Here is a 21,898-nt window from a genome sequence, read left to right on the forward strand (position 1 = left end):
ATCGCACATGTCCGTCGTGACCGCCGCGTGCCCGACCGGTCGTTCATGGCCGGCTGTTCCCGGCCGATGCGGAGCTGCTGCTCGCGGGAAGCGAAACCCGCCACCCGCTGAGCGCCCCGCCGATTCCGGCACGCGCGCCGAAACGCCGCGCTCCTCCGAGCTGCCGCGATGCACCCAGGTGCTGCGAATTCGAACGCGTCCAGGACTTGCCACCCAACGATCGAAACCGAGGAAACGATGACCACTGCTCAACCCCGCTGGCTGACCAAGGAAGCCCACGCCCGGTTGCGCGCGGAGCTCGACGACCTGCTCGCCCGCCGCACCGAGAGCGAGGGCGAGGAGGAGGCGCAGCGCCGCGCCCGCATCCGGGAGATCCAGGAGCTGCTGCGCGATGCGGTGGTCGGTGAAGCGCCGCCGGACGACGGCATCGCCGAACCCGGCATGGTCCTCACGGTCCGCTTCGAGGACGGCGACACCGAGACGTTCCTGCTCGGCGCGCGCGGCGGCGCCGATGACGACCTCGACGTCTACTCGCCGGAATCGCCGCTCGGCGCGGCGCTTTCCGGGGCCAAGCAGGGCGAGCGGCGCACCTACGCGGTCCCGAACGGCGGCACGGCGGAAGTGACGCTCGTGCGGGCCGTGCCCCACGGACAACACCGCAGGTGAAAGGCCTGTACGCGGGCACGTTCTCGATCGCCGCGTACGACGTGGCCGTCGGCTGCGCAGGTATCGCGATCAGCACGCGGATGCCCGCGATCGGCTCGCTGGCCGTGCACGTGCACGCCGATTCCGGGGCCGTCGCGACCCAGGCGCTGATCAACCCGCTGCTCGGTGCAGACGGGCTGGAGCTGCTCCGCACGCACTCGGCCGAAGCGGCGCTGCACGAACTGATCGCATCGGACCCGGGCGCGGACGCCCGGCAGGTCGCGGTCGTGGACCGGCACGGCCGCGCGGCCGCCCACACCGGCCCGGAAACCCATCCGTGGCGCGGCCACCGGGTGGGCCAGGGCTACGCCGTCGCGGGGAACATGCTGGTGGATGGGCGAACGGTGGACGCCATGGCCGAGCGGTTCGAGGCGACCGCGGGCGAACCGCTGCACGAGCGACTGCTCGCCGCGCTCGAAGCCGGTCAGCGGGCAGGCGGCGACCGGCGCGGGAAGCAGAGCGCCGCGCTGCACGTCAACACCGGTGCGCCGCACCCGCACCTCGACCTGCGGGTGGACGACCACCCCGAGCCGGTCGCCGAGCTGCGCCGGATCCACGAGGTCGCCAAGCGCGAGCTGCTGCCGTTCGTCGCGGCCCTGCCGACCAGGGAGAACCCGCTGGGCGGGTTCGAGGAACTGCTCGGCTGACTCACTCCGCGCCCGGGTGCTCCAGCAGCGCGTCGAGCACCACGCGCACCAGCGGGTGCTCGTCCCGCCCGCACTGGACAGCCGCGAAGACCCGGCGGGTCGGTGCCTTGCCCGCCACCGGCCGCGACACCGCGCCGAGATCACCGGAGATCGCCGTGCGCGGCACCAGCGCCACCCCGGTGCCCGCCGCCACCAGCGCCTCGACCGCGCGGAAGTCGTCGGAGGTGTGCGTGATGGCCGGGACGAAACCCGCGTTCTCGCAGCACACCTGCGCCACCGCGCGGCACGGGTTGCCCGGCAGCGGCGCGATCCACTCAGCCTCGCGCAGCTCGCCCAGCGCCACCTCCGGCGCCTCCGCGAGCGCGTGACCGGCGGGGAGCACGACGTCGAACGGCTCGGCGTAGAGCGGGAAGCGAGTCACCCGGCGCGCATCGGCGTGCAGCGTGGAGGTGTACTCCATCGAGATCGCGATGTCGATCTCCCCGGCGAGCAGCATCATCAAGCTGTTGTGCGCCTCGGCGTCGCGCACCAGCACCCGCACGTCCGGTGCGCGGCCGCGCAGCGCCACGATCGCCGGGGCCACCACCTGCGTGATGGCCGAGGCGAACGACGCCACCTCGACGGTGCCCGCGGTGCCCGCCGCGCACGCCGCGAGACTCGCCTCGGCCCGCTCCAGCTCGGCCAGCACCGCCTTGGCGTGCTCCACCAGCAGCTCGCCTGCGGCGGTCAACCGGACCCGCCGCCCCTGGCGTATCAGGAGCGGCTGCCCGACCTCGTTCTCCAGCGCGGTCAGCTGCTGCGACACCGCCGACGGCGTCAGGTAGAGCCGTTCGGCCGCCGCGCGCACCGTGCCGTGGTCGGCGAGCGCGCGGAGGATCAGCAGCCGCCGCGGGTCAATCACCCTTCGATGCTATCCATCCCGGCGCGGGCCGCGACGAACGCCGCCACCGCCCGCTCCACGTCCGCGGCGGTGTGCGCGGCCGACATCTGGGTGCGGATGCGCGCCTTGCCCTTGGGCACCACCGGGTAGGAGAAGCCGATCACGTAGACGCCCTCGGCCAGCAGCAGGTCCGCCATCCGGGCCGCCTCGGCCGCGTCGCCGATCATCACCGGGATGATCGGGTGCTCACCGGGCAGCAGGTCGAAGCCCTCCTCGGTCATCCGCCGCCGGAACAGCGCGCTGTTGTCCTGCAGCTGCTGCCGCAGCTCCGGCTGCGAGGCCACCAGGTCCAGCGCGGCCAGCGAGGCAGCCACGATCGACGGGGCCAGCGAGTTCGAGAACAGGTACGGCCGCGACCGCTGCCGCAGCAGCTCCACGATCTCCGCCCGCCCCGACACGTAGCCGCCGCTGGCGCCACCGAGCGCCTTGCCCAGCGTGCCGGTCACGACGTCGACCTTGTCGGTCATGCCGAACAGCTCGGGCGTGCCCGCGCCGCTCGGGCCGGTGAAGCCGACCGCGTGCGAGTCGTCCACCACGACCAGCGCCTGGTACTTCTCGGCGAGCGCGCAGATCTCGTCCAGCGGGGCCAGGTAGCCGTCCATCGAGAACACGCCGTCGGTGACGATCAGCTTGCGCCGCGCATCGGAGTTCTCCTGCAGCAGCCGTTCCAGATCGGCCATGTCGCGGTTGCGGTAGCGGCCGCGGCGGGCCTTGCACAGCCGGATGCCGTCGATGATGCTCGCGTGGTTGAGCTCGTCGGAGATCACCGCGTCCCGCTCGTCGAGCAGCGTCTCGAACAGCCCGCCGTTGGCGTCGAAGCACGAGCTGTACAGGATCGTGTCGTCGGTGCCCAGGAACTGCGACAGCCGCCGCTCCAGCTCCTTGTGCGGGGCCTGCGTGCCGCAGATGAACCGCACCGAGGCCATCCCGAAGCCCCACTTCGACAGGGCCTGCTCGGCGGCGGCCAGCAGCGCGGGGTGGTCGGCCAGCCCCAGGTAGTTGTTCGCGCAGAAGTTCAGCACCTCCGCGTCGGCGACGCCCACCCGGGCGCTCTGCGGCGACTCCAGCACCCGCTCGTCCTTGTACAGGCCTGCCGCGCGGATCTCGTCCAGCTCGGCGCGCAGCCCCTCGGCGATCGTGTACATCAGGCGGAACCCTTCGCTGTCCAGTCGAGGATGATCTTGCCGCAGCGTCCGCTGCGGGCCGTCTCGAAAGCCTCGGCGTGCTCGGTGTAGGGGAAGCGGTGCGTGATCACCGGGGTCAGGTCCAGCCCGGACTCCAGCAGCACCGACATCGAGTACCAGGTCTCGAACATCTCGCGCCCGTAGATGCCCTTGACGGTGAGCATCTTCAGCACGACGGCGCTCCAGTCCACCGAGAACTCCGCGGCGGGCAGCCCCAGCATCGCGATCCGGCCGCCGTGCGACATGTTCGCCACGGTCTCCCGCAGCGCGTCGGGCTGGCCGGAGACCTCCATCGCGACGTCGAAGCCCTCGCTCATGCCCAGCTGCTGCTGCGCCTCGGCGAGCCGCGTCGTGGAGACGTCCACCGCCAGGTCGACGCCGATCTTGCGGGCCAGCTCCAGCCGGTGCTCGCTGACGTCGGTGATCACCACGTGCCGCGCGCCGGCGTGCTTGGCCACCGCGGCGGCCATCAGCCCGATCGGCCCGGCGCCGGTGATCAGCACGTCCTCGCCGACGACCGGGAAGCTGAGCGCGGTGTGCACGGCGTTGCCGAACGGGTCGAAGATCGCCGCCACGTCGGGGTCGATCTCGCCGCGGTGCACCCACACGTTCTGCTCGGGCAGCACCGCGAACTCGGCGAACGCCCCGTTGTGGTGCACGCCGAGCCCCTTGGTGTTCGCGCACAGGTGCCTGCGCCCGGCCTGGCAGTTGCGGCACTTCCCGCACACGATGTGGCCCTCGCCGCTGACGAAGTCGCCGACCGCGGCCCGGGTGACGGCGCTGCCGGTGGCCACCACCTCCCCGGCGAACTCGTGGCCGACCACCAGCGGTGTCGGCACGGTCCGGGCGGCCCACTCGTCCCACGACGCGATGTGCAGGTCGGTCCCGCAGATCCCGGTGCGCAGCACGCGCACCACGACGTCGTTGGGGCCCGGCGTCGGGTCGGGGACCTCGGCCAGCTCCAAGCCCGGCGCGGGCGAGGTCTTCACCAGTGCGCGCACGGTTCCTCCGCTCTCGATGGCTGTGTCGCAAACGGAGTCTGGCCCGACCCCGGCGGGCCGTCCATCTCGACTTTCTGCACTGGCTGGTTAGCAGCGCTGCACAGCGGCCGGGGGAGGGGCGAGGATGGGAACCTTCCTGTCATCCGCGCGCTGACCGCTGTGAGGAAGAGAACCTTCCTGTCGCCCCGATTGCGAGCTTGCCCTCCACCTAGCTGGAAGTTCGAAGATGGATGGGCAAGCCCTCGCCGATCACGCGGAGCGTCCGATGAAGCCTGACCACATCGTGTTGCCGGAAATCACCCGAACCGACGTCGGCACGATCCTGGTGAGCCCGTGGCTGGTGGGCACGCCGGAACGGCAGCGTGCCGCGGTGGACGCGACGATCGCGGAGTGGAAGGCCGCGCCCTGGCCGGAGGCCTTCCTGTCGCTGAACTGCTTCGTCAGCCTGGACGGCGAGACCGTCCTGAACTACGCGCAGTGGACCGACGACGAAGCACACCGCGAGTTCGTCCGCACCTACCGGCCGACGCTGGTGCGCGGCATCGACGAGGTGGTCCCGGGCATCGAACGGCCGGGGCTGGTCAGGTACCGCCTGCGCGGCAGCGTCATCGCCGACGGGCCGGGCGGTGAGGTCGTCGCGGTGTTCGTCTCGGACGCCGACGGGCCGGAGCACGCGGAGCGGCTGGTGGCCGAGGCGCAGGCCCGGCTCGGGACTCCGCCCGACCTCCCGCCGGGCCTGCGGGCGGCCCACTTCCACGTCAGCACCGACGGCAGCCGCGTCCTGGTCTACGAGGAGTGGGCCGACAAGCGCAGCGCGGCCACCAGTCCCAACCACGAACAGAAAGCTGCCGCTGGCAACCTCTACCGGCTCCGCCGCAGCCTCACCCGCCACCACCTGTGATGCGAGCATGGGAACCTTCCTGTCACCGGCTCGCCCGCCGGCGTGAGGATGGGAACCTTCCTGTCATCCCGGCCGCGAAGCCGACCTGGTGTCAGGCCGGCCGGTAGGTCAGCAGGACGTTGCCGGACCGGAAGCTCGTGGTCCGCAGGAGTTCGAGGTCGACCTGGCCACCAAGCGTCGAGAACACCGAGATGCCGTCGCCCAGCAGGACCGGGAACACGATCATGCGCAGCTCGTCGATCAGTCCCAGCTCCAGCAGGCTCGCGGTCAGCTGCACGCTGCCGAACAGCGCGATCTCCTTGCCGGGCCGGTCCTTCAGCTCCTTGATCGTCCCGGCGAGGTCGTCGCGGACCAGCGTGGTGTTGTTCCAGTCGGCCCGCTCGAGCGTCGAGGACACCGCGATCTTGGGCACGCTGTTCATGAACTCGATGATCTCGGGGTCGCCCTCGGTGGCGTTCGGCCAGTGCGCGGCCATGTGCTCGTAGGTCTCGCGCCCGAACACCAGCGTGTCGATGTAGGAGTTCTGCCGGTTGCAGAAGTCGAAGAACTCCTGGTCGACGTTGGGGAAGTCGAAAGCTTCGTTGGCGCGCTTGTAGTAGCCGTCGAGGCTGATGCCGGTGAACGAGATGAGCTTGCGCATGGGAAAGCGATCTCCTGAAGTCCTGTAGCTCTTCCAAAATCCGATTGCATTTTGCAATCGGATTGGAGGCTAGCAAGGACGGAACACGAAGCGCAACGGGTGCGTCGCGATGAAACCGACGCACCTACGACTGGCGCAACCTGCTGCGCCTCGACCAACCCAATGCCGGCCTGAAAACGGAAACGAGCCCCGCCGCCACTCTCGTGGTCGGATCGGGGCTCATCCGGCAGCTGCTCGCGCCGTCACTCGTCGTCGGCGTCGTCGCGGGCGAGGAACGTGGCCAGCCGCTCGGTGGCGTCCTCGAACTCGGGGTTCTGGTCGACGAAGGCGCGCATCCGGTCGGCTACCCACGACAAGGTGACCGAGTCGTCACCGCGACGGTCCTCAAGCTCCTCGATGCCGCGGTCGGTGAAGTACACCGCTTCCTCCTAGGGTTTTCGCGTTCTGGCCGTGGAATCGGGGTGGCCAGAACAGCAGAGTACGAAACGCGAATCCGGGTGCGGCGCGGGGAACCGCACCGCACCCGGGTGACAGAAAGGTACCCATGCCCCCGCCGCCGGGATGCACCAGGCTCCGCGATCCGGTGCTGCGAGCATGGGAACCTTCCTGTCACCCACGCCCCCGACGTGCGAAAACGGGCCGCCGGTTCCGAAGAACCGACGGCCCGTTCTCAGCCGTGGATCAGGCGAAGGCGTTGCGCACGACCTCGGCCTGCTCGACCTCGTGGACCTTGGCCATACCGGTGGCCGGGGCGGCCATCGGACGACGCGAGACCCGCTGGAGCTTGCCGACCAGCTGCGGGAACAGCTCCGGCAGCGCCAGGCCCAGGAACGGCCAGGCGCCCTGGTTGGCCGGCTCCTCCTGGGTCCACCGGACCTCGGTGGCGTTCGGGTACCGCTCCAGCAGCGCACCCAGCTTGCGGTGCGGCAGCGGGTACAGCTGCTCCAGCCGGACGACCGCCGTGTCGGTGATGCCCTCCTTGTCGCGGTGCGCCGCCAGCTCGTAGTAGAGCTTGCCGGTGCACATCACGATCTTGCGGACGTTCGCCGGGTCCGGCTGCGCCGGGTCGTCGATCACCGAGGTGAACTTGCCCTCGGTGAAGTCCTCGACCGGGCTGGTCGCGGCCTTCAACCGCAGCATCGACTTCGGCGTGAACACCACCAGCGGGCGGTGGATGCCGTCCAGCGCGTGCCGCCGCAGCAGGTGGAAGTAGTTCGCCGGGGTCGACGGCATCGCGACCGTCATCGAGCCCTCGGCGCACAGCTGCAGCCAGCGCTCGATGCGGCCGGAGGTGTGGTCCGGGCCCTGGCCCTCGTGGCCGTGCGGCAGCAGCATGACCACGTCGGAGCGCTGGCCCCACTTGGCCTCACCGGACGAGATGAACTCGTCGATGATCGACTGGGCGCCGTTGAAGAAGTCGCCGAACTGCGCCTCCCACAGCACCAGGGCGTCCGGGTTGGCCACCGAGTAGCCGTACTCGAAGCCCAGCGCCGCGAACTCCGACAGCGCCGAGTCGTACACCAGGTACTTCGCCTGGTCCTCCGACAGGTTCTGCAGCGGCGTGTACTCGGTGTTGTTCTTGCGGTCGATCAGCACCGAGTGCCGCTGGCCGAACGTGCCGCGGCGGCTGTCCTGACCGGTCAGCCGGACCCCGCGGCCCTCCATCACCAGCGAACCGAACGCCAGCAGCTCGCCGAACGCCCAGTCGATGCCGCCCTCGCGGCCCATCTTGGCGCGGCGCTCCAGCACCGGCTTGACCCGCGGGTGCGGGGTGAAGCCCTCGGGCAGGTCGATCTGTGCCTCGGCGATGCGCTCCAGGGTCTCCCGGGAGATCGCGGTCGCCAGGCCGCGCGGCACCTGCTGCTCGGACTCCACCGACGGGCTCGGCGTCGGCGGGTGCTTCTCCAGCTCGCGGACCTCGTTGAACACGTGCTCCAGCTGAGCGGCGTAGTCCTTCAGCGCCTTCTCGGCCTCTTCGACGGTCATGTCACCGCGGCCGATCAGGGACTCGGTGTAGACCTTGCGGACGCTGCGCATCTTGTCGATCGCGTCGTACATCTTCGGCTGGGTCATCGACGGGTCATCGCCCTCGTTATGACCGCGGCGCCGGTAGCAGACCATGTCGATCACGACGTCCTTGCCGAACGCCTGGCGGTACTCCACGGCCAGCCGCGCGACCCAGACGCAGGCCTCGGGGTCGTCACCGTTGACGTGGAAGACCGGCGCGCCGATCATCTTCGCCACGTCGGTGCAGTACTTGCTGGAGCGGGAGTGCTCCGGCGCGGTGGTGTAACCGACCTGGTTGTTGACGATCACGTGCACCGTGCCGCCGGTGCGGTAGCCCCGCAGCAGCGACAGGTTCAGCGTCTCGGCCACCACGCCCTGGCCGGCGAAGGCGGCGTCGCCGTGCAGCAGCACCGGCAGGACGGTGAAGCCCTCCTGGCCCTTGTCCAGGATGTCCTGCTTGGCGCGGACGATGCCCTCCAGCACCGGGTCCACGGCCTCCAGGTGCGACGGGTTGGAGGTCAGCGACACCTTGGTCTCGCCGTCGCCGAACATCCGGAAGTACTTGCCCTCGGCACCGAGGTGGTACTTGACGTCACCGGAGCCGTGCGCCTGACCCGGGTCCAGGTTGCCCTCGAACTCCCGGAAGATCTGCGAGATCGGCTTACCGACGATGTTGGCCAGCACGTTCAGCCGGCCGCGGTGCGGCATGCCGATGACGACCTCGTCGAGCTCGTGCGCCGCGGAGGTGTCCAGCACCGCGTCCAGCAGCGGCACCACGGTCTCCGCGCCCTCCAGCGAGAACCGCTTCTGCCCGACGTACTTGGTCTGCAGGAACGTCTCGAAGGCCTCGGCCGCGTTGAGCTTCGACAGGATGTACTTCTGCTCGGTCGGGTCCGGCTTGGTGTGCGGCTTCTCGACCCGCTGCTGCAGCCACTCGCGCTCGTCGGGCTCCAGGATGTGCATGTACTCCACGCCGACGGTGCGGCAGTAGGAGTCGCGCAGCACGCCCAGCACGTCGCGGAGCTTCATGTGCTCCTTGCCCGCGAACCCGCCGACGGCGAACTCCCGGTCCAGGTCCCACAGCGTCAGGCTGTGCGACAGGACGTCGAGGTCCTCGTGCCGCCGCTGCCGGTAGTTCAGCGGGTCGATGTCCGCCATCAGGTGACCGCGGGTGCGGTAGGCGTCGATCAGCTCCAGCACGCGGGCGGTCTTGTCGACCGCGCCCTCCGGGATGTCCTGCGTCCAGCGCACCGGCTCGTACGGGATGCGCAGGGAGGCGAAGATGTCGTCGAAGAAGTTGTCCCCGCCCAGCAGCAGCTGGTGGACCTTGCGCAGGAAGTCACCGGACTCCGCGCCCTGGATGACCCGGTGGTCGTAGGTGGACGTCAGCGTCACGATCTTGCTGATGCCCATGTCGACCAGGGCCTTCTCGCTGGCGCCCTGGAACTCGGCCGGGTAGTCCATCGCGCCGACGCCGATGATCGCGCTCTGGCCCTTGGTCAGCCGCGGCACCGAGTGGTTGGTGCCCGACGGGCCGGGGTTGGTCAGCGAGATCGTGGTGCCCGCGAAGTCGTCCGCGGTCAGCGCGTTGTTGCGGGCCTTGCGGATGATGTCCTCGTAGGCCTGCCAGAACTGGTGGAACGTCATGTCCTCGCAGCCCTTGATGGAGGCGACCACGAGGTTGCGCGACCCGTCCTTGCCCGGCAGGTCGATCGCCAGGCCCAGGTTGACGTGCTCCGGCGTGACAGCCGCGGGCTTGCCCTTGGCGTCCTCGCCGTAGTGGCGGTTCATGTTCGGGAAGTCCCGCACCGCCCGGACCAGCGCGTAGCCGATCAGGTGGGTGAAGGAGATCTTCCCGCCCTTGTTCCGCTTCAGGTGGTTGTTGATGACGATGCGGTTGTCGAACAGCAGCTTGGCCGGCACCGCGCGCACGCTCGTCGCGGTCGGCACGGTCAGCGACTGGTCCATGTTCTTGGCGATCGCAGCCGCCGCGCCGCGCAGCGTCTTGACCTCACCGCCGGCCTGCGGCTCCTTGACCGGAGCGGTCTTCGCGGCCTGCTGCGGCGACGGCTTGGGCGCAGCGGCCGGCTTGCTGGCCGGAGGTGCGGCCGGCGCGGGGGTCGGGACCTGGCCGTTGGTCCCACCTGCGCGCGTGGCGGTGGTGGTCGGGGCCGCTGCAGCGGCGGCCGCAGCAGCGGTGTTCTCGGTGGCTGCCTGGCCCGGCTGGTAGTCGGCGAAGAATTCGTGCCACGCCGAGTCTACGGAAGTGGGATCTTGGAGGTACCGCTCGTACATCTCCTCGATCAACCACTCGTTGGGGCCGAACTGTGACGCAGGGCTGCTGGACACGGCTGGCGTTCGCCTCGATCCATATGCTCGTGATTTACAGACACACTCGAGTACCAGGCTAGCGGTCCGATTCGCGAGGTTGGCACACAGGACGGCCGTTCGGCTGACGACCTCGGTCACAAAATCGATCAGGAAAGCCCAGCTTGCGCCGGGATGCGCCCGGTTCGGCTCACGTGAAAGATCAACGGCCGCACAACATGCCTCGTTCGCGATTCGGCGTCGCTTGCCAATACTCCATCTGGGTTGTCGCCCGTAACCAGTATGACGTTTCAACGACACGCTGTGTTCCCGGCCCGTGACCAGGTTTCCCGGATCCCGGAACCGCCCGGGTGACACGTCTCACCAGCGGCAACACCAGTATCTCGCAGTACCGGCGCTGTCGCGGAACGTGACAGGAAGGTTCCCACCCTCGCACCGCCGCCCGGGTGCGGTGGGTGACAGGAAAGTTCCCATGCTCGCAGCCCGGGCTCGCCGCGCTGGGGGAGCGGCCTGACAGGAAGGTTCCCTTCCTCACGCGATCGCCGCGCGGCCCGGGGCAGGGGCGAGTGACAGAAAGGTTCCCTTCCTCGCAGCTACGGCCCAGCTGTGCTGGGGAAGTGGCCTGACAGGAAGGTTCCCTTCCTCACGTGACCGCCGCGTGCTCCGGGCCGGTGGGTGACAGGAAAGTTCCCATGCTCGCAGCGCCGTCAGGCGATGTTGGACCTGTCGGCGGTCGCGTGCCGGTCGCCGGTCGCGTCCGCCGCTCGCCAGAGGCGCGCGTAGTGGCCGTCCTCGTCGAGGAGCTCGGCGTGGGATCCCTGCTCGACGATCCGGCCGTCGTCGACGACCACGATGCGGTCCGCGCGGGCCGCGGTCGCCAGCCGGTGCGCGACCACGAAAGTGGTGCGCTGCGCGGCGAGCTGATCACTGGCTGCGATCACCATCGACTCGGTGGCCGGGTCCAGCGCCGCGGTCGCCTCGTCGAGCAGCAGGACGTCGGGATCGACCAGCTCCGCGCGGGCCAGCGCGACCAGCTGCCGCTGGCCCGCGGACAGGCCGCGGCCGCGCTCGCCGACCTGCTGGCGGAAGCCGCTGGGCAGCATCGCGATCCCCGGCAGCGCCCCGACCGCCCGCGCCGCGCCCTCCACCTCGGCTGGGTCGGCGCCCGGGCGCGCGTAGGCGATGTTGTCGGCGACGTCGCCGGTGAACAGGTGCCCCTCCTGCGGCACCACCGCCAGCCGCCGGTGGAACGCCGCCAGGTCGTAGTGGCGCACGTCCACCCCGTCGATCAGCACCGCGCCATCGGTGACGTCGTAGAACCGCGCGATCAGCTTGATCAGCGTCGACTTGCCCGCGCCGGTCGCGCCGACCAGCGCGACCGTCTCGCCGGCGCGCACCCGCAGCGAGACGTCGCGCAGCGCGAACTGCTCGGTCCCGGAGTAGCGGAACGACACCGACCGCAGCTCGACCTCGCCGCTGAGCCGCTCGGGCACCGGTGCCGGTTCGGTCGGATCGGGCACGGAAGTCGGGGTGCGCAGCAGGTCACCGATGCGCCGCAGCCCGACCATGGCCTGCTGGTAGCCGTCGAAGACACCGGACAGCTGCTGCACGGGCGCGAAGAACAACCCGAGGTAGAGCAGGAACGCCACCAGCACACCCGGCGTCAGGTCGCCCGAGGCGACCCGCGCCGCACCGACGCCGAGCACCGCGGCCTGGGCGATCTCGGACAGCAGCGCGACGAACGGGAAGTAGGTCGCGATGTAGCGCTGGGCGCGCAGCCTCGAACGGCGGTAGGCGTCGCTGCGCTGCGCGAACACCTTCGCCGCGTGGCCTTCGCGCCGGTGCGCCTGCGCCACCCGCATGCCCGAGACGTTCTCCTGCAGGTCCGCGTTGACCGTGCTGACCCGCTCGCGCGCCTCGGCGTAGGCGACCGACGAGACCCTGCGGAAGATCAGTGTCGCCACCAGCAACACCGGCAGCACCGCCATCGCGACCAGGGCCAGCGAACCATCGGTGACCAGCAGCGCGCCGGCGATGCCGAACAGGGTGAGCACGCTGACCACGAACGTCGCCAGCCCGGTCTGCAGGAACGTCGACAGGGCGTCGACGTCGGTGGTCATCCGCGTCATGATCCGGCCGGCCAGCTCGCGCTCGTAGTAGTCCAGGCCGAGCCGCTGCAGGTGCGCGAAGCTGCGCAACCGCAGCAGGTAGAGCAGGGTCTCCCCGGTCCGGGCGGTGACGACGGTCTGCAGCTTGACCACCAACCACCCGGTGCAGACGATCAGCCCGGCCAGCGCGGTCGCCCACCACAGGACGTCGACGGTCCCGGTGCTGATGCCGCCGTCGATGCCCTGGCGCACCAGCGACGGCAGCGCGATCGAGGTCAGCGCGTCACCGGCGACCAGCAGCACGGTCAGCAGCAGGCCCCAGCGGATCGGCCGCAGCAGCCGGGAGAGCTTGAAGTCCGGGTCGGGCGCGGTGGGGTCCTCGTCGCGCAGGTCCGGCCGGTCGGTCGCCGGCGGCAGCTTCCGGATGCCCTCGGCCAGCTCCGGCGTCGGCGGCATCGATCCACCAGCCTCGGACTCGTCCGGCTCCGGCCACAGCTCCGGGGTGATGCCCTCGCCGTTCGAGGTCAGCGAGCCGTCGCGGCGGTCGTCGATGGAGTCGCCGGGACCGGCCAGCAGCGACTGGAAGAGCTCGCAGCGCTGCGCCAGCTCCGCCTCGGTGCCGACGTCGACGACCCGGCCCTCGTCGAGCACGGCGATCCGGTCGGCCAGCGCGAGCGTCGAGCGGCGGTGCGCGATCAGCAGCGTCGTGCGCTGGGCGGTCACCGAGCTCAGGGTGTCGTGGATCGCCGCTTCGGTGGCCGGGTCGACGGCCGACGTGGCGTCGTCGAGCACCAGGATCCGCGGGTTCGACAGCAGCGCCCGAGCGAGCGCGACGCGCTGCCGCTGCCCGCCGGAGAGGGTGAGGCCCCGCTCGCCGACCTCGGTGTCGTAGCCGCCCGGCAGCGAGGTGATGAACTCGTGCGCTTCCGCCGCCTTCGCCGCGGCGATCACGTCGGCCTCCGAAGCGTCCGGGCGGCCGTAGGCGATGTTGCCGCGGATGGTGTCGGAGAACAGGAACGCCTCCTCGAACACCACCCCGACGGTGCTGCGCAGCGAGTCCAGCCGCAGGTCGCGGATGTCGTGGGCAGCGGCGCCGTCCTCCGCGGGCCGGATCGCGACGCTGCCCGAGTGCACGTCGTAGAAGCGCGTCAGCAGCAGCGAGACCGTCGACTTGCCCGAACCCGCCGGGCCCACCAGCGCCACCGTCTCACCCGGCCGCACCTGCAGCGAAGCCTCCGAGAGCACCGGTTGGTCCCGGGTGTAGCCGAAGGTCACCTCGTCGAAGCGCACCTCCAGCGGGCCCTCCGGCAACCGCACCGCACCGGGCTTCTCCTGCACCTCGGGCTGCGAGTCGATGAGCTCGTGGATCCGCTCGACACCGGCGCGGGCGAGCTGCGCCTGGATCACCACGCTCGACAGCATCCGAGCAGGACCGCCGAGCATCGCGACGTACCCGGCGAAGGCCACGAACGTGCCCAGGCTGACCTGCCCGTGCAGCACCATCCAGCCGCCGAGCCCGAGCACCCCGACCTGGCCCGCCGACGGCAGCGCGGCCAGGCTCGCCGCCGGCGTGGAGGTCATGCGGGCAGCGCGCAGCCGCTCGCCGAACAACCGCCGCGCCCGGGTCTCCAGCCGCCCGACCTCGCGGTCCTCCTGCCCGAAGCCCTTGACCACCCGGACACCGGTGACCGTTTCCTCGACGTGCTGAGCGATGTCGGCGGCGCGCTGCTGCGCCGACCACGTCGCCGGGAACAACCGCTTCTTGCTGCGCGCGGAGACCACCGCGATCAGCGGAGCGACGATCAGCGAGACCACGGTGAGCAGCGGCGACAGCCACAGCATCGCGATGATCGCGAACAGCGCCAGCACGGCGGTCCCGGCCGCCAGCGGCACCATGGACAGCAGCGAGTTCACCAGCTGCAGATCGCTGATCGACCGCGACACCACCTGCCCGGTGCGCAACGCGTCCTGCTTGCCCCCGTCCAGCCGCTGCATCGCGCCGAACACCGCGCGCCGCAGGTCGTGCTGCACGTCGAGCGCTAGCCGCCCGGCGCTGTAGCGGCGGACGAACGCCGCGCCGAAGCGGAACACGCCGAGCACGAGCAGGACGACCACGATCCACCACAACCGGTCGGTGGTGTTCGCGACGGCGTCGTCCACCGCCAGCTTGGTCAGCAGCGGAACCAGGGCCTCCAGGCCGACTGCGGTGACCGACGCGCCCATCGCCAGAGCCAGGGCGACCGGGTGCCGTCGACAAGCGGCGAAGAGGCGACGGATCCAGCCGCCGGATGACGGGCGGGGATTACCGGAGTCGCTCACGCAGCAAGGTTATGCCGAGCCACTGACCACGCAGCCCGCCCAACTCCGCAGTGTGACTTCACCAACCGGTGGAGCATGGGAACCTTCCTGTCATCCCGCGCCGCGCCGGTGACAGGAAGGTTCCCATCCTCACGTCAGCGGGCGCGCTGCTGACAGGAAGGTTCCCATCCTCACGTCAGCGGGCGCGCTGCTGACAGGAAGGTTCCCATCCTCGCGTCGGCTCAGGCGATGTCGCGGCGGCGGCTCGCCCACCAGCCACCGGCGATGAACACGGCGGTGTAGGCCAGGAACGTGAGCATGCTCGCCCACCATGCGTGCCCGTAGTGGCCGCCGAAGAACACGTGCAGGATCTCGAAGGCCACCCGCGGCACGTCCGGTTCGTCCGGTCCGGCCACTGCCGCGATGAACAGCGGCACCGCCAGGTTGGACACGATCCCGTTGCCCGCCGAGCCCGGCAGGTACGGGCCGATGCCGGAGACGTTGGAGCTCACCAGCGCCATCGAGACGATGAACTCGACGACGAACTTGTAGACCAGCGGCAGGATGATCGCCAGCACCGCGTTCGCGACGAGCGCGCCGAACCCGACTCCGAGCAGCGTCCACAGCACCATCGCGAGCACGCAGGTGGCGCCGACGCTCAGCCAGTCGCCGATGTCGCCGAACTGCCCGATGTTCTGGCTCGCGCCGACCAGCCCGCCGAGGCTCGCGCACAGCACGTTGACCAGCCCGTAGACCGCGCCGACGGCCGCGGCCAGGATCAGCTTCGCGATGAGCACCGCGCTGCGCGGATTGCTGGTCAGGAAGCTGGTCGTGATGGTCTTGTTCCGGTACTCGCCCGCGATGGTCAGCGCACCGAACAGAGCGCCGAAGATGGTGCTGAAGTTCGCCGACATGGCCACCGACAGCAGCGCCAGCGGGACCGGCCGGTCCAGCTGCTGGATGCTGTTGAGGAATCCGACGAAGCTGGTGCCCATCCAGCCTGCGCCGAACCCGATCACCGCGACCGGGATGAGCAGCGCCCACCACAGATTGGTCGTGAAGGTCTTGCGGAATTCCGCCTTGAGCAGCGCGCCCATCACATGCTCCCCCCGAGTCCGCGCTGGTCGTCGGACTGCTGCGGGCCGACCGGCCGGGCCCACGCCTGGGCTCCGGGCCCGGTTTGCGGGACGCCCGTGTACTGGCCGTTGGTGAGCTGGAAGAACAGCTGCTCCAAGCCGATCCGCTCGTCCTGCATGCCGTAGAGCGCGATCCCGGCGTTCAGCGCGAGGTCGGCGACCGTGCGGGAATCCGCTTCGAGCACCGCCAACCGCCCGTCCGGCACGTACTCGATGCGGTAGCCGGCCTCCTGCAGCTTCTCGGCCAGCGCACCCGGGTCGGCGGCCTGCACCAGCGCGCGCGACTGCTGGGCGGCGCGCAGCTGCTCGATGCTGCCGTCGTACACGCACTGCCCGCGGCTGATGACCACCAGCTGGTCGACGGTGTGCTCGATCTCCCGGAGAAAGTGGCTGGACATCAGCACGGTGCGGCCGCTCGCGGCGAAGGCCTTCAGGAAGTTGCGCAGCCAGGCGATGCCTTCCGGGTCGAGCCCGTTGGCGGGTTCGTCCAGCACGAGCACCTGCGGATCGCCGAGCAGCGCCGTGGCCAGGGCCAACCGCTGCCGCATGCCCAGCGAGAAGCCGCTGGGCTTGCGCTTCGCGGCGGGTGCCAGCCCGACGAGCTCGAGCGCCCGGTCGGCCTGCTCGTCCGGCACGTTCATGGCCGCCGCGTAGCAGCGCAGGTGGTTCTGCGCGGTGCGGCCCGGGTGGAAGCTCTGCGCGTCGAGGACGGCGCCGATCACCGTCGCGGGGTTGGGCAGCTGGTGGAACGGCAGACCGTTGATCGTCGCGGTGCCCGCGGTCGGTGTGACCAGGCCGAGGATCATGCGCAGCGTCGTGGTCTTCCCGGACCCGTTGGGACCGAGGAACCCGGTAACCGTGCCTGGCCGCACCGTGAAATCGAGGTTCTGGACCGCGTGCACCGGCCCGTAGCTCTTGCTGAGACCTCGCACGATGATCCGGCCGCTGCCGTCGTGCACACACCCTCCAACATCACCTGTTCACCCGACGCCGTCCATCCTGCCGGACGAAGTCGGGGGACAGGTGCGGAGTGGTCGTTTTCCTGACCAGCTCACAACGGGTGCGGCTACGGCCACTGAATGCCGCGGTCGATCACCGCCGCTCGGTGGATCTTGCGGTGATCGGTCTCAAGGTGCCCGCCCACCGGTGGTTCGGGCGGCGGACCGGCGGTCAGGTCGGGTCGGGTGAACTCGTTGGTGTCCCAGTCGCTGGGGCCGGATCCGGCCGAGGAGACGATCGGCTGCGGGATGACTTCCACGTCGGATTCCTCCTGAGCGGGTCTGCGGCTCAACCTCCGCCGCAGCGCGTTCAGCCGCGTCGTGCGGGCCGGTCGGCCGGAGTGGTCGCCGATGAGCTGCCGGTGCGCCGTCAACCACACCGTGCACGGCCACGGCCGGCTGCGCAGCGTCCCCTGGCACGACGGGCACCTGCCGTCCTCACCGGGCTGGTGCTCGTCGAGCAGCGCCCGCAACCCCGAGGTGAGCCGGTAGAGCTCGGCGCGGGCGAGGGGGAGGAGCACTTCGGTGTCATCGTCGGTCACCACCCGGTCGAGGTTGTCGAGCCGGTCGAGAACGGCCTTGCGTAACGGCGTGTCCACCACTTCGCCTCCCGTCGTAGCGCCTGCGGCAGCCCGCTGAACGGGCCAACCGGGCTGGTCCCAACGGGTGACATCGGCAGCCGAGCGCCACGCCTGCACAAGCAGGGGCTCGAGCTCACTCCATCGAGTGGTTATCGATTCGGCCCGAAAATGCCCGCCGAGTGGGTGCTCGCGTCGTCGGCAAATGGGCGATCGTGCCCTACACTGACGGTGGCGGCCTGCTCCCGGTGACCCCCAGGCTGGTTGAGCGGGCCGCCCCGTTCGGCTGTTTGAGGCCTCTTCGCATTCAGCGTCCACCACGCCGCGCGACCACGTGATCGTTCCCCGCCCGACCGGCGACCATCCGGTCCGGGCGCTTCCGCCTGCCCCCGGCACGGCTGCGACGTTTGCAAGGGAACCTTCCTGTCACGCTCGGCCCGCTGAGCTGAGGAAGGGAACCTTTCTGTCACCGCGCGTCCCGTGGCCGCGCGACGGTCACGCGAGGAAGGGAACTTTCCTGTCAGCCGCACCCGCCAGCCGGTGATCAAGGGAGCCTTCCTGCCGGTGGCGTGCGAGCAAGGGAACCTTTCTGTCAGCGGCGGTCGTCCGGAACGCGGCGAACCCCGCCACCGACGCGCGGTGACGGGGTTCGTCCGGGAGATCGGTCAGGACAGGAGGTCGCTGATCGGGGTGCTGGTGCGGCCGTGCGCCTCGGCGACCGGGGCGTTGACGAGCTTGCCGTCGTGGGTGTTGAGCCCGCCCGCCAGCGCGGCGTCCGCGCGGCACGCCTGCTGCCAGCCCTGGTCGGCGATCCGCAGCACGTAGGGCAGCGTGACGTTGGTGAGCGCGTGGGTCGAGGTGTTGGGGACCGCGCCCGGCATGTTCGCCACGCAGTAGAAGACCGAGTCGTGCACGCGGTAGGTCGGGTCGTCGTGCGTGGTCGGGCGCGAGTCGGCGAAGCAGCCGCCCTGGTCGATCGCGATGTCCACCAGCACGCTGCCCGGCTTCATCTCCGACACCAGGTGGTTGGAGACCAGCGTCGGGGCCTTCGCACCCGGGATCAGCACCGCGCCGATGACCAGGTCGGCGGCGCGCACCGCCTGCTCGACGGTGTAGCGGTTGGAGGTCACGGTGCGGATCTGGCCGTGGAAGTCGCGGTCGATCTCGCGGAGCTTGTCCACGTTGGTGTCCAGCAGCTCCACGTCGGCGCCCATGCCCAGCGCGACGCGGGCGGCGTTGAGGCCCGCGACACCGCCACCGATCACCACGACGCGAGCCGGGTGCACACCGGGCACGCCGCCCGGCAGCACGCCGCGGCCGCCGCTGGGGCGCATCAGCGAGTAGGCGCCGACCTGCGGCGCGAGCCGGCCCGCGACCTCGCTCATCGGCGCGAGCAGCGGCAGGGCGCCGTTGGCGGTCTGCACGGTCTCGTAGGCGATGCCGGTGACACCGGAGTCCAGCATCGCGTCGGTGAGCTCCGCGGAGGCGGCCAGGTGCAGGTAGGTGAACAGCACCTGGTCACGGCGCAGCCGCGGGTACTCCTCGGCGATCGGTTCCTTGACCTTGAGCACGAGCTGGCCCTCGGCCCACACGTCATCGGCGCTGGGCAGGACCTTCGCGCCCGCGGAGAGGAAGTCCTCGTCCGGGATCGAGGAGCCCGCGCCCGCGTCGGCCTCGACGAAGACGTCGTGCCCGCGGCTGCTGAGCTCGTGCACGCCCGCAGGTGTGATCGCGACCCGGTACTCGTTGTTCTTGATCTCGCGCGGCACGGCGATCTTCACGGGGAAATCCTTTCGTCTCCTGTGTTGCGCACAACGATCCGCCGCCGATGCCGGGGGCGCATCATTCCCACGCGATGAGATTGCCCCGGCGCGTTTGTGCTCGCAGCACAAACCGAGCGCCGCCGCGAAGGCGGGCGGTGAGCCGGCTCCGCAGCGCGGCTCCGCACCACCGATGACAGGAAAGTTCCCATGCTCGCACCGCCCGTACTCGCGGCCGACGGGCTCGCAGTGACAGGAAGGTTCCCTTGCTCGCATCGCCGGAGCCGATGGCCGGGCCGGGGATGACAGGAAGGTTCCCTTCCTCAGGTCAGCGGGCTGCCCGTGACAGGAAGGTTCCCCTGCTCTCAGCCGTGCTGGGCCCAGCGCTCGGCGAGCAGCTGGACGTGGAGGGCGGAGCGGACGTCGGGGTCGTCCAGGTCGATGTCGACGAGCTGGGTGAGGCGCTTCATCCGGTAGCGGAAGGTGTTCGGGTGGACGCGCAGCTCGTGGCTCGCCTGCCGCGGGTCGCCGGGGTGGCGCAGCCAGGCGCGCAGCGTCGCCAGGTATTCGGTGCTCTGGGTGCGGTCGTGCTCGCGCAGGGTCGCCAGCGGCCCCAGCGAGCCGATGCCCGCGTCGGTCGCCGCGCCCGCCATGCGGCTGAGCACCAGCAGGTGCCAGTAGTCCTCGTACACCGCCACGCGCTCCTGGAGGTGGCCGGTGCGCAGCAGGCTGACCAGCTCTTCGGCCTGCGATCGCGATTGGTGCAGTTCGGCGACCGCGACCGCGGTGCCGACCGCGATCAGCGGTCGCGGCGACATGTCGTGCGAAGCGAGCGCGGTGCGCAGTTCGAGCCAGCCGCCGCGGGCACGGTCGGGCACCACCGCGTAGAGCATGGCGCCGATCTCGGTGACCAGCGGGCGGCGCCCGATCCCGCGCGTGATCCACTCCCACAGCGCCAGCCGGTGTCCTTCGGCGGGCCCGGCCGAGGCGGGCATCTCGATCGCGATCACCCGGTGCTGCTCGTTCGGAACGGCCAGCTCGTGGGCCGCGACCCGCCAGCCGTCGCCGCCTTCGAGCAGCAGCCGCACCTGCTCCGCGCTGTGCCGCCGCTCGGCGTCCGCGACGGCTCGCCAGCGCAGCAGCTGCAGCGCGACCAGCGGCGCGGTGTCGGCGAACGCCGTCGCGCGCTCCTCGGAGACCTCGTCGGGCACCACCGCCCACATCGATCCGAGCAGCTCGCCGCCCATCCTGATCGGCACGACCAGCCGGGGCAGCGTGCCGTCCTGCTGGGCGGGCACGAAGATCGCCGAGCTGCCCTTGCTGAGCTTGCGGAAGGTGCCGCGCGCCCGGAACTTGGCCAGCACGTCGTCGGGCTGCCTGCGGCCCATGATCGTCGAGACCCGGGCCGGATCGGTGAGGTCCTGCCGGGCCGAGTAGGCCAGCACCTGCGAGTGCGCGTCCTCGATCGTGACCGGCGCGTCCACCACGTCGGCCACCGCGTCGGCGAGCCGGAACAGGTCGCCGACCCCGGAGCTCCGCGCGTCCGCCTCGTCGAGGCCGGTCCGGGCCAGCGCCGCCCGGATCAACCAGACCAGCTGGGCCCACGCGGTCTCCGGCCGCACCTCGACCAGCGCGACACCGGCCTCCGCGGCCGCGGAGACGACCTGCTCGTCGTCGGAGACCGGCGGCTTCAGCAGCACCGCCGCAGCGCCCTGATCGCCGCAGATGCGCACCAGCGCCGCCGCCTGCTCGCGGTCGGCGACGGCGACGCCCAGCACGAGATCACCGTCGACCACCGTCGGGTGCTGATCGGGTTCGGCGATGACGACGTCGCCGACGCACGGGGTCGATTCCGGGACCGCCACCGCGCGCAGCAGGGTCGGCCCGACCCGTTGGACCAGCGCCCGGACGTCCAGCATCACCGGCCTCCAGAGAACCTGCGGCCGCCTGGCGACCGGGGAGGGCATTGTGACACCAGAGCGGGCCCGTTTATCGTTGCGGGAGCAACTCGACAATCGCATACCGGCCGTCGACCCCGTGCGGGAGAGACCCTGCGCGCACTGCAGGGCGCCGAAGGAGCAAGACTCCCCACAAACTCTCAGGCACCCATGACCGTTCGGGCGAGGCAACTCTGGAAAGCGCGCGTCACAGCTGACGCGCCACCCACGGTGCAAGCCGCTGATCAGCGGCGAAGCTCTCAGGTCCCGAAACAGAGGGGGAGGCCCAGCACATTCCGGGCGCATCCGGCGCCCTCCAGACCGCTATGGAGCCTCCCACCATGTCCCTGCCCGAGAACCTGCGCTACACCGAAGAGCACGAGTGGATCGAGGACCGCGACGAGCTGGTCCGCATCGGCATCACCCAGCACGCCGCGGACGCGCTCGGCGACATCGTCTTCGTGCAGCTGCCGGAGGTCGGCGACCAGATCGAGGCCGGGCAGACCTGCGGTGAGCTGGAGTCCACCAAGTCCGTGAGCGACCTGTTCGCCCCGGTCACCGGTGAGGTCGTCGCCGTCAACGAGTCCGTCGTGGAAGACCCGGCGCTGGTCAACGCCGAGCCGTTCGCCGGCGGCTGGCTGCTGGAGGTGCGCGCCACCGGTACCGGTGCTGTGCTCACCGCTCAGCAGTATGCCGAACTGATCGAGCAGTAGCGGAGCCGGGCAGCAGC

Annotated in this window: 16 protein-coding genes and 2 riboswitches; of the genes, 4 read left to right on the forward strand and 12 right to left on the reverse strand. The window is 70.6% G+C overall.

Going from position 1 to position 21,898, the window contains the following annotated elements; genetic code table 11:
- Positions 1 to 237: 237 nt before the first annotated feature.
- A complete protein-coding gene (locus tag ATL45_RS19035) occupies positions 238 to 666 on the forward strand; it encodes a GreA/GreB family elongation factor (protein WP_093157887.1) in 429 nt (142 codons plus the stop codon).
- Complete coding sequence (locus ATL45_RS19040) at positions 663 to 1,352, forward strand: DUF1028 domain-containing protein (protein ID WP_211841247.1); 690 nt, start codon at positions 663 to 665, stop codon at positions 1,350 to 1,352. The genes ATL45_RS19035 and ATL45_RS19040 overlap by 4 nt, the downstream gene beginning before the upstream one ends.
- A 1-nt stretch (position 1,353) precedes the next feature.
- On the opposite strand, the gene ATL45_RS19045 is transcribed toward ATL45_RS19040, so the two are convergent.
- The 3 genes from ATL45_RS19045 to tdh are packed head-to-tail and all read right to left on the reverse strand — an operon-like array spanning position 1,354 to position 4,477.
- Positions 1,354 to 2,253 carry a LysR family transcriptional regulator gene (locus ATL45_RS19045; RefSeq protein ID WP_093157886.1) on the reverse strand — a complete coding sequence of 300 codons (900 nt, stop codon included), beginning with the start codon at positions 2,251 to 2,253 and terminating at the stop codon, positions 1,354 to 1,356.
- Positions 2,250 to 3,437 carry a glycine C-acetyltransferase gene (locus ATL45_RS19050; protein ID WP_093157884.1) on the reverse strand — a complete coding sequence of 396 codons (1,188 nt, stop codon included), beginning with the start codon at positions 3,435 to 3,437 and terminating at the stop codon, positions 2,250 to 2,252. The genes ATL45_RS19045 and ATL45_RS19050 overlap by 4 nt, the downstream gene beginning before the upstream one ends.
- Positions 3,437 to 4,477 carry an L-threonine 3-dehydrogenase gene (tdh, locus tag ATL45_RS19055; protein WP_093157883.1) on the reverse strand — a complete coding sequence of 347 codons (1,041 nt, stop codon included), beginning with the start codon at positions 4,475 to 4,477 and terminating at the stop codon, positions 3,437 to 3,439. The genes ATL45_RS19050 and tdh overlap by 1 nt, the downstream gene beginning before the upstream one ends.
- Before the next feature lie 265 nt (positions 4,478 to 4,742).
- Here tdh and ATL45_RS19060 point away from each other — a divergent pair, with 265 nt between their 5' ends.
- Complete coding sequence (locus ATL45_RS19060) at positions 4,743 to 5,378, forward strand: antibiotic biosynthesis monooxygenase (RefSeq protein ID WP_093157881.1); 636 nt, start codon at positions 4,743 to 4,745, stop codon at positions 5,376 to 5,378.
- A 91-nt stretch (positions 5,379 to 5,469) separates the two neighbouring features.
- Here ATL45_RS19060 and ATL45_RS19065 read toward each other — a convergent pair whose 3' ends face one another.
- The 9 genes from ATL45_RS19065 to ATL45_RS19100 form a co-directional block, all read right to left on the reverse strand.
- Positions 5,470 to 6,018, reverse strand: a complete 549-nt coding sequence (locus tag ATL45_RS19065) for a dihydrofolate reductase family protein (protein ID WP_093157880.1) — start codon at positions 6,016 to 6,018, stop codon at positions 5,470 to 5,472.
- A 242-nt stretch (positions 6,019 to 6,260) separates the two neighbouring features.
- A complete protein-coding gene (locus ATL45_RS38930; protein ID WP_093157878.1) occupies positions 6,261 to 6,437 on the reverse strand; it encodes a DUF6104 family protein in 177 nt (58 codons plus the stop codon).
- Positions 6,438 to 6,699: 262 nt separating this feature from the next.
- Positions 6,700 to 10,320 (reverse strand): multifunctional oxoglutarate decarboxylase/oxoglutarate dehydrogenase thiamine pyrophosphate-binding subunit/dihydrolipoyllysine-residue succinyltransferase subunit, encoded by a 3,621-nt coding sequence (locus ATL45_RS19070; RefSeq protein WP_246025845.1) that lies wholly within the window; start codon positions 10,318 to 10,320, stop codon positions 6,700 to 6,702.
- A 740-nt stretch (positions 10,321 to 11,060) separates the two neighbouring features.
- Positions 11,061 to 14,780 carry an ABC transporter ATP-binding protein gene (locus ATL45_RS19075; RefSeq protein WP_093157875.1) on the reverse strand — a complete coding sequence of 1,240 codons (3,720 nt, stop codon included), beginning with the start codon at positions 14,778 to 14,780 and terminating at the stop codon, positions 11,061 to 11,063.
- A gap of 221 nt (positions 14,781 to 15,001) precedes the next feature.
- The gene (locus ATL45_RS19080; protein ID WP_093157874.1) at positions 15,002 to 15,856 is read right to left on the reverse strand and encodes an ABC transporter permease; all 855 of its coding nucleotides are present in this window, start codon (positions 15,854 to 15,856) and stop codon (positions 15,002 to 15,004) included.
- Complete coding sequence (locus tag ATL45_RS19085; RefSeq protein WP_093157872.1) at positions 15,856 to 16,854, reverse strand: ABC transporter ATP-binding protein; 999 nt, start codon at positions 16,852 to 16,854, stop codon at positions 15,856 to 15,858. Before ATL45_RS19085 ends, ATL45_RS19080 begins: the two co-directional genes overlap by 1 nt.
- 107 nt (positions 16,855 to 16,961) lie before the next feature.
- Positions 16,962 to 17,492: a hypothetical protein gene (locus tag ATL45_RS19090; protein ID WP_093157975.1), complete on the reverse strand. Its 531-nt coding sequence runs from the start codon at positions 17,490 to 17,492 to the stop codon at positions 16,962 to 16,964.
- 644 nt (positions 17,493 to 18,136) lie between these two features.
- Positions 18,137 to 19,252 carry an alanine dehydrogenase gene (gene ald / locus ATL45_RS19095; RefSeq protein WP_093157871.1) on the reverse strand — a complete coding sequence of 372 codons (1,116 nt, stop codon included), beginning with the start codon at positions 19,250 to 19,252 and terminating at the stop codon, positions 18,137 to 18,139.
- Positions 19,253 to 19,596: 344 nt separating this feature from the next.
- On the reverse strand, positions 19,597 to 21,150 hold the full coding sequence (locus tag ATL45_RS19100) for a PucR family transcriptional regulator (RefSeq protein WP_093157869.1): 1,554 nt from the start codon (positions 21,148 to 21,150) through the stop codon (positions 19,597 to 19,599).
- A gap of 111 nt (positions 21,151 to 21,261) precedes the next feature.
- A riboswitch (glycine riboswitch) is annotated at positions 21,262 to 21,356 on the forward strand.
- A riboswitch (glycine riboswitch) is annotated at positions 21,357 to 21,454 on the forward strand.
- Between the two features lie 55 nt (positions 21,455 to 21,509).
- Between ATL45_RS19100 and gcvH the strand changes: the two genes are divergently transcribed.
- Entirely contained in the window at positions 21,510 to 21,881 is a 372-nt protein-coding gene (gene gcvH / locus ATL45_RS19105; RefSeq protein WP_093157868.1) for a glycine cleavage system protein GcvH, read from the forward strand.
- The last annotated feature ends 17 nt before the right edge of the window (positions 21,882 to 21,898 follow it).

The organism is Saccharopolyspora antimicrobica (genome assembly GCF_003635025.1).
Classification (GTDB): domain Bacteria; phylum Actinomycetota; class Actinomycetes; order Mycobacteriales; family Pseudonocardiaceae; genus Saccharopolyspora; species Saccharopolyspora antimicrobica.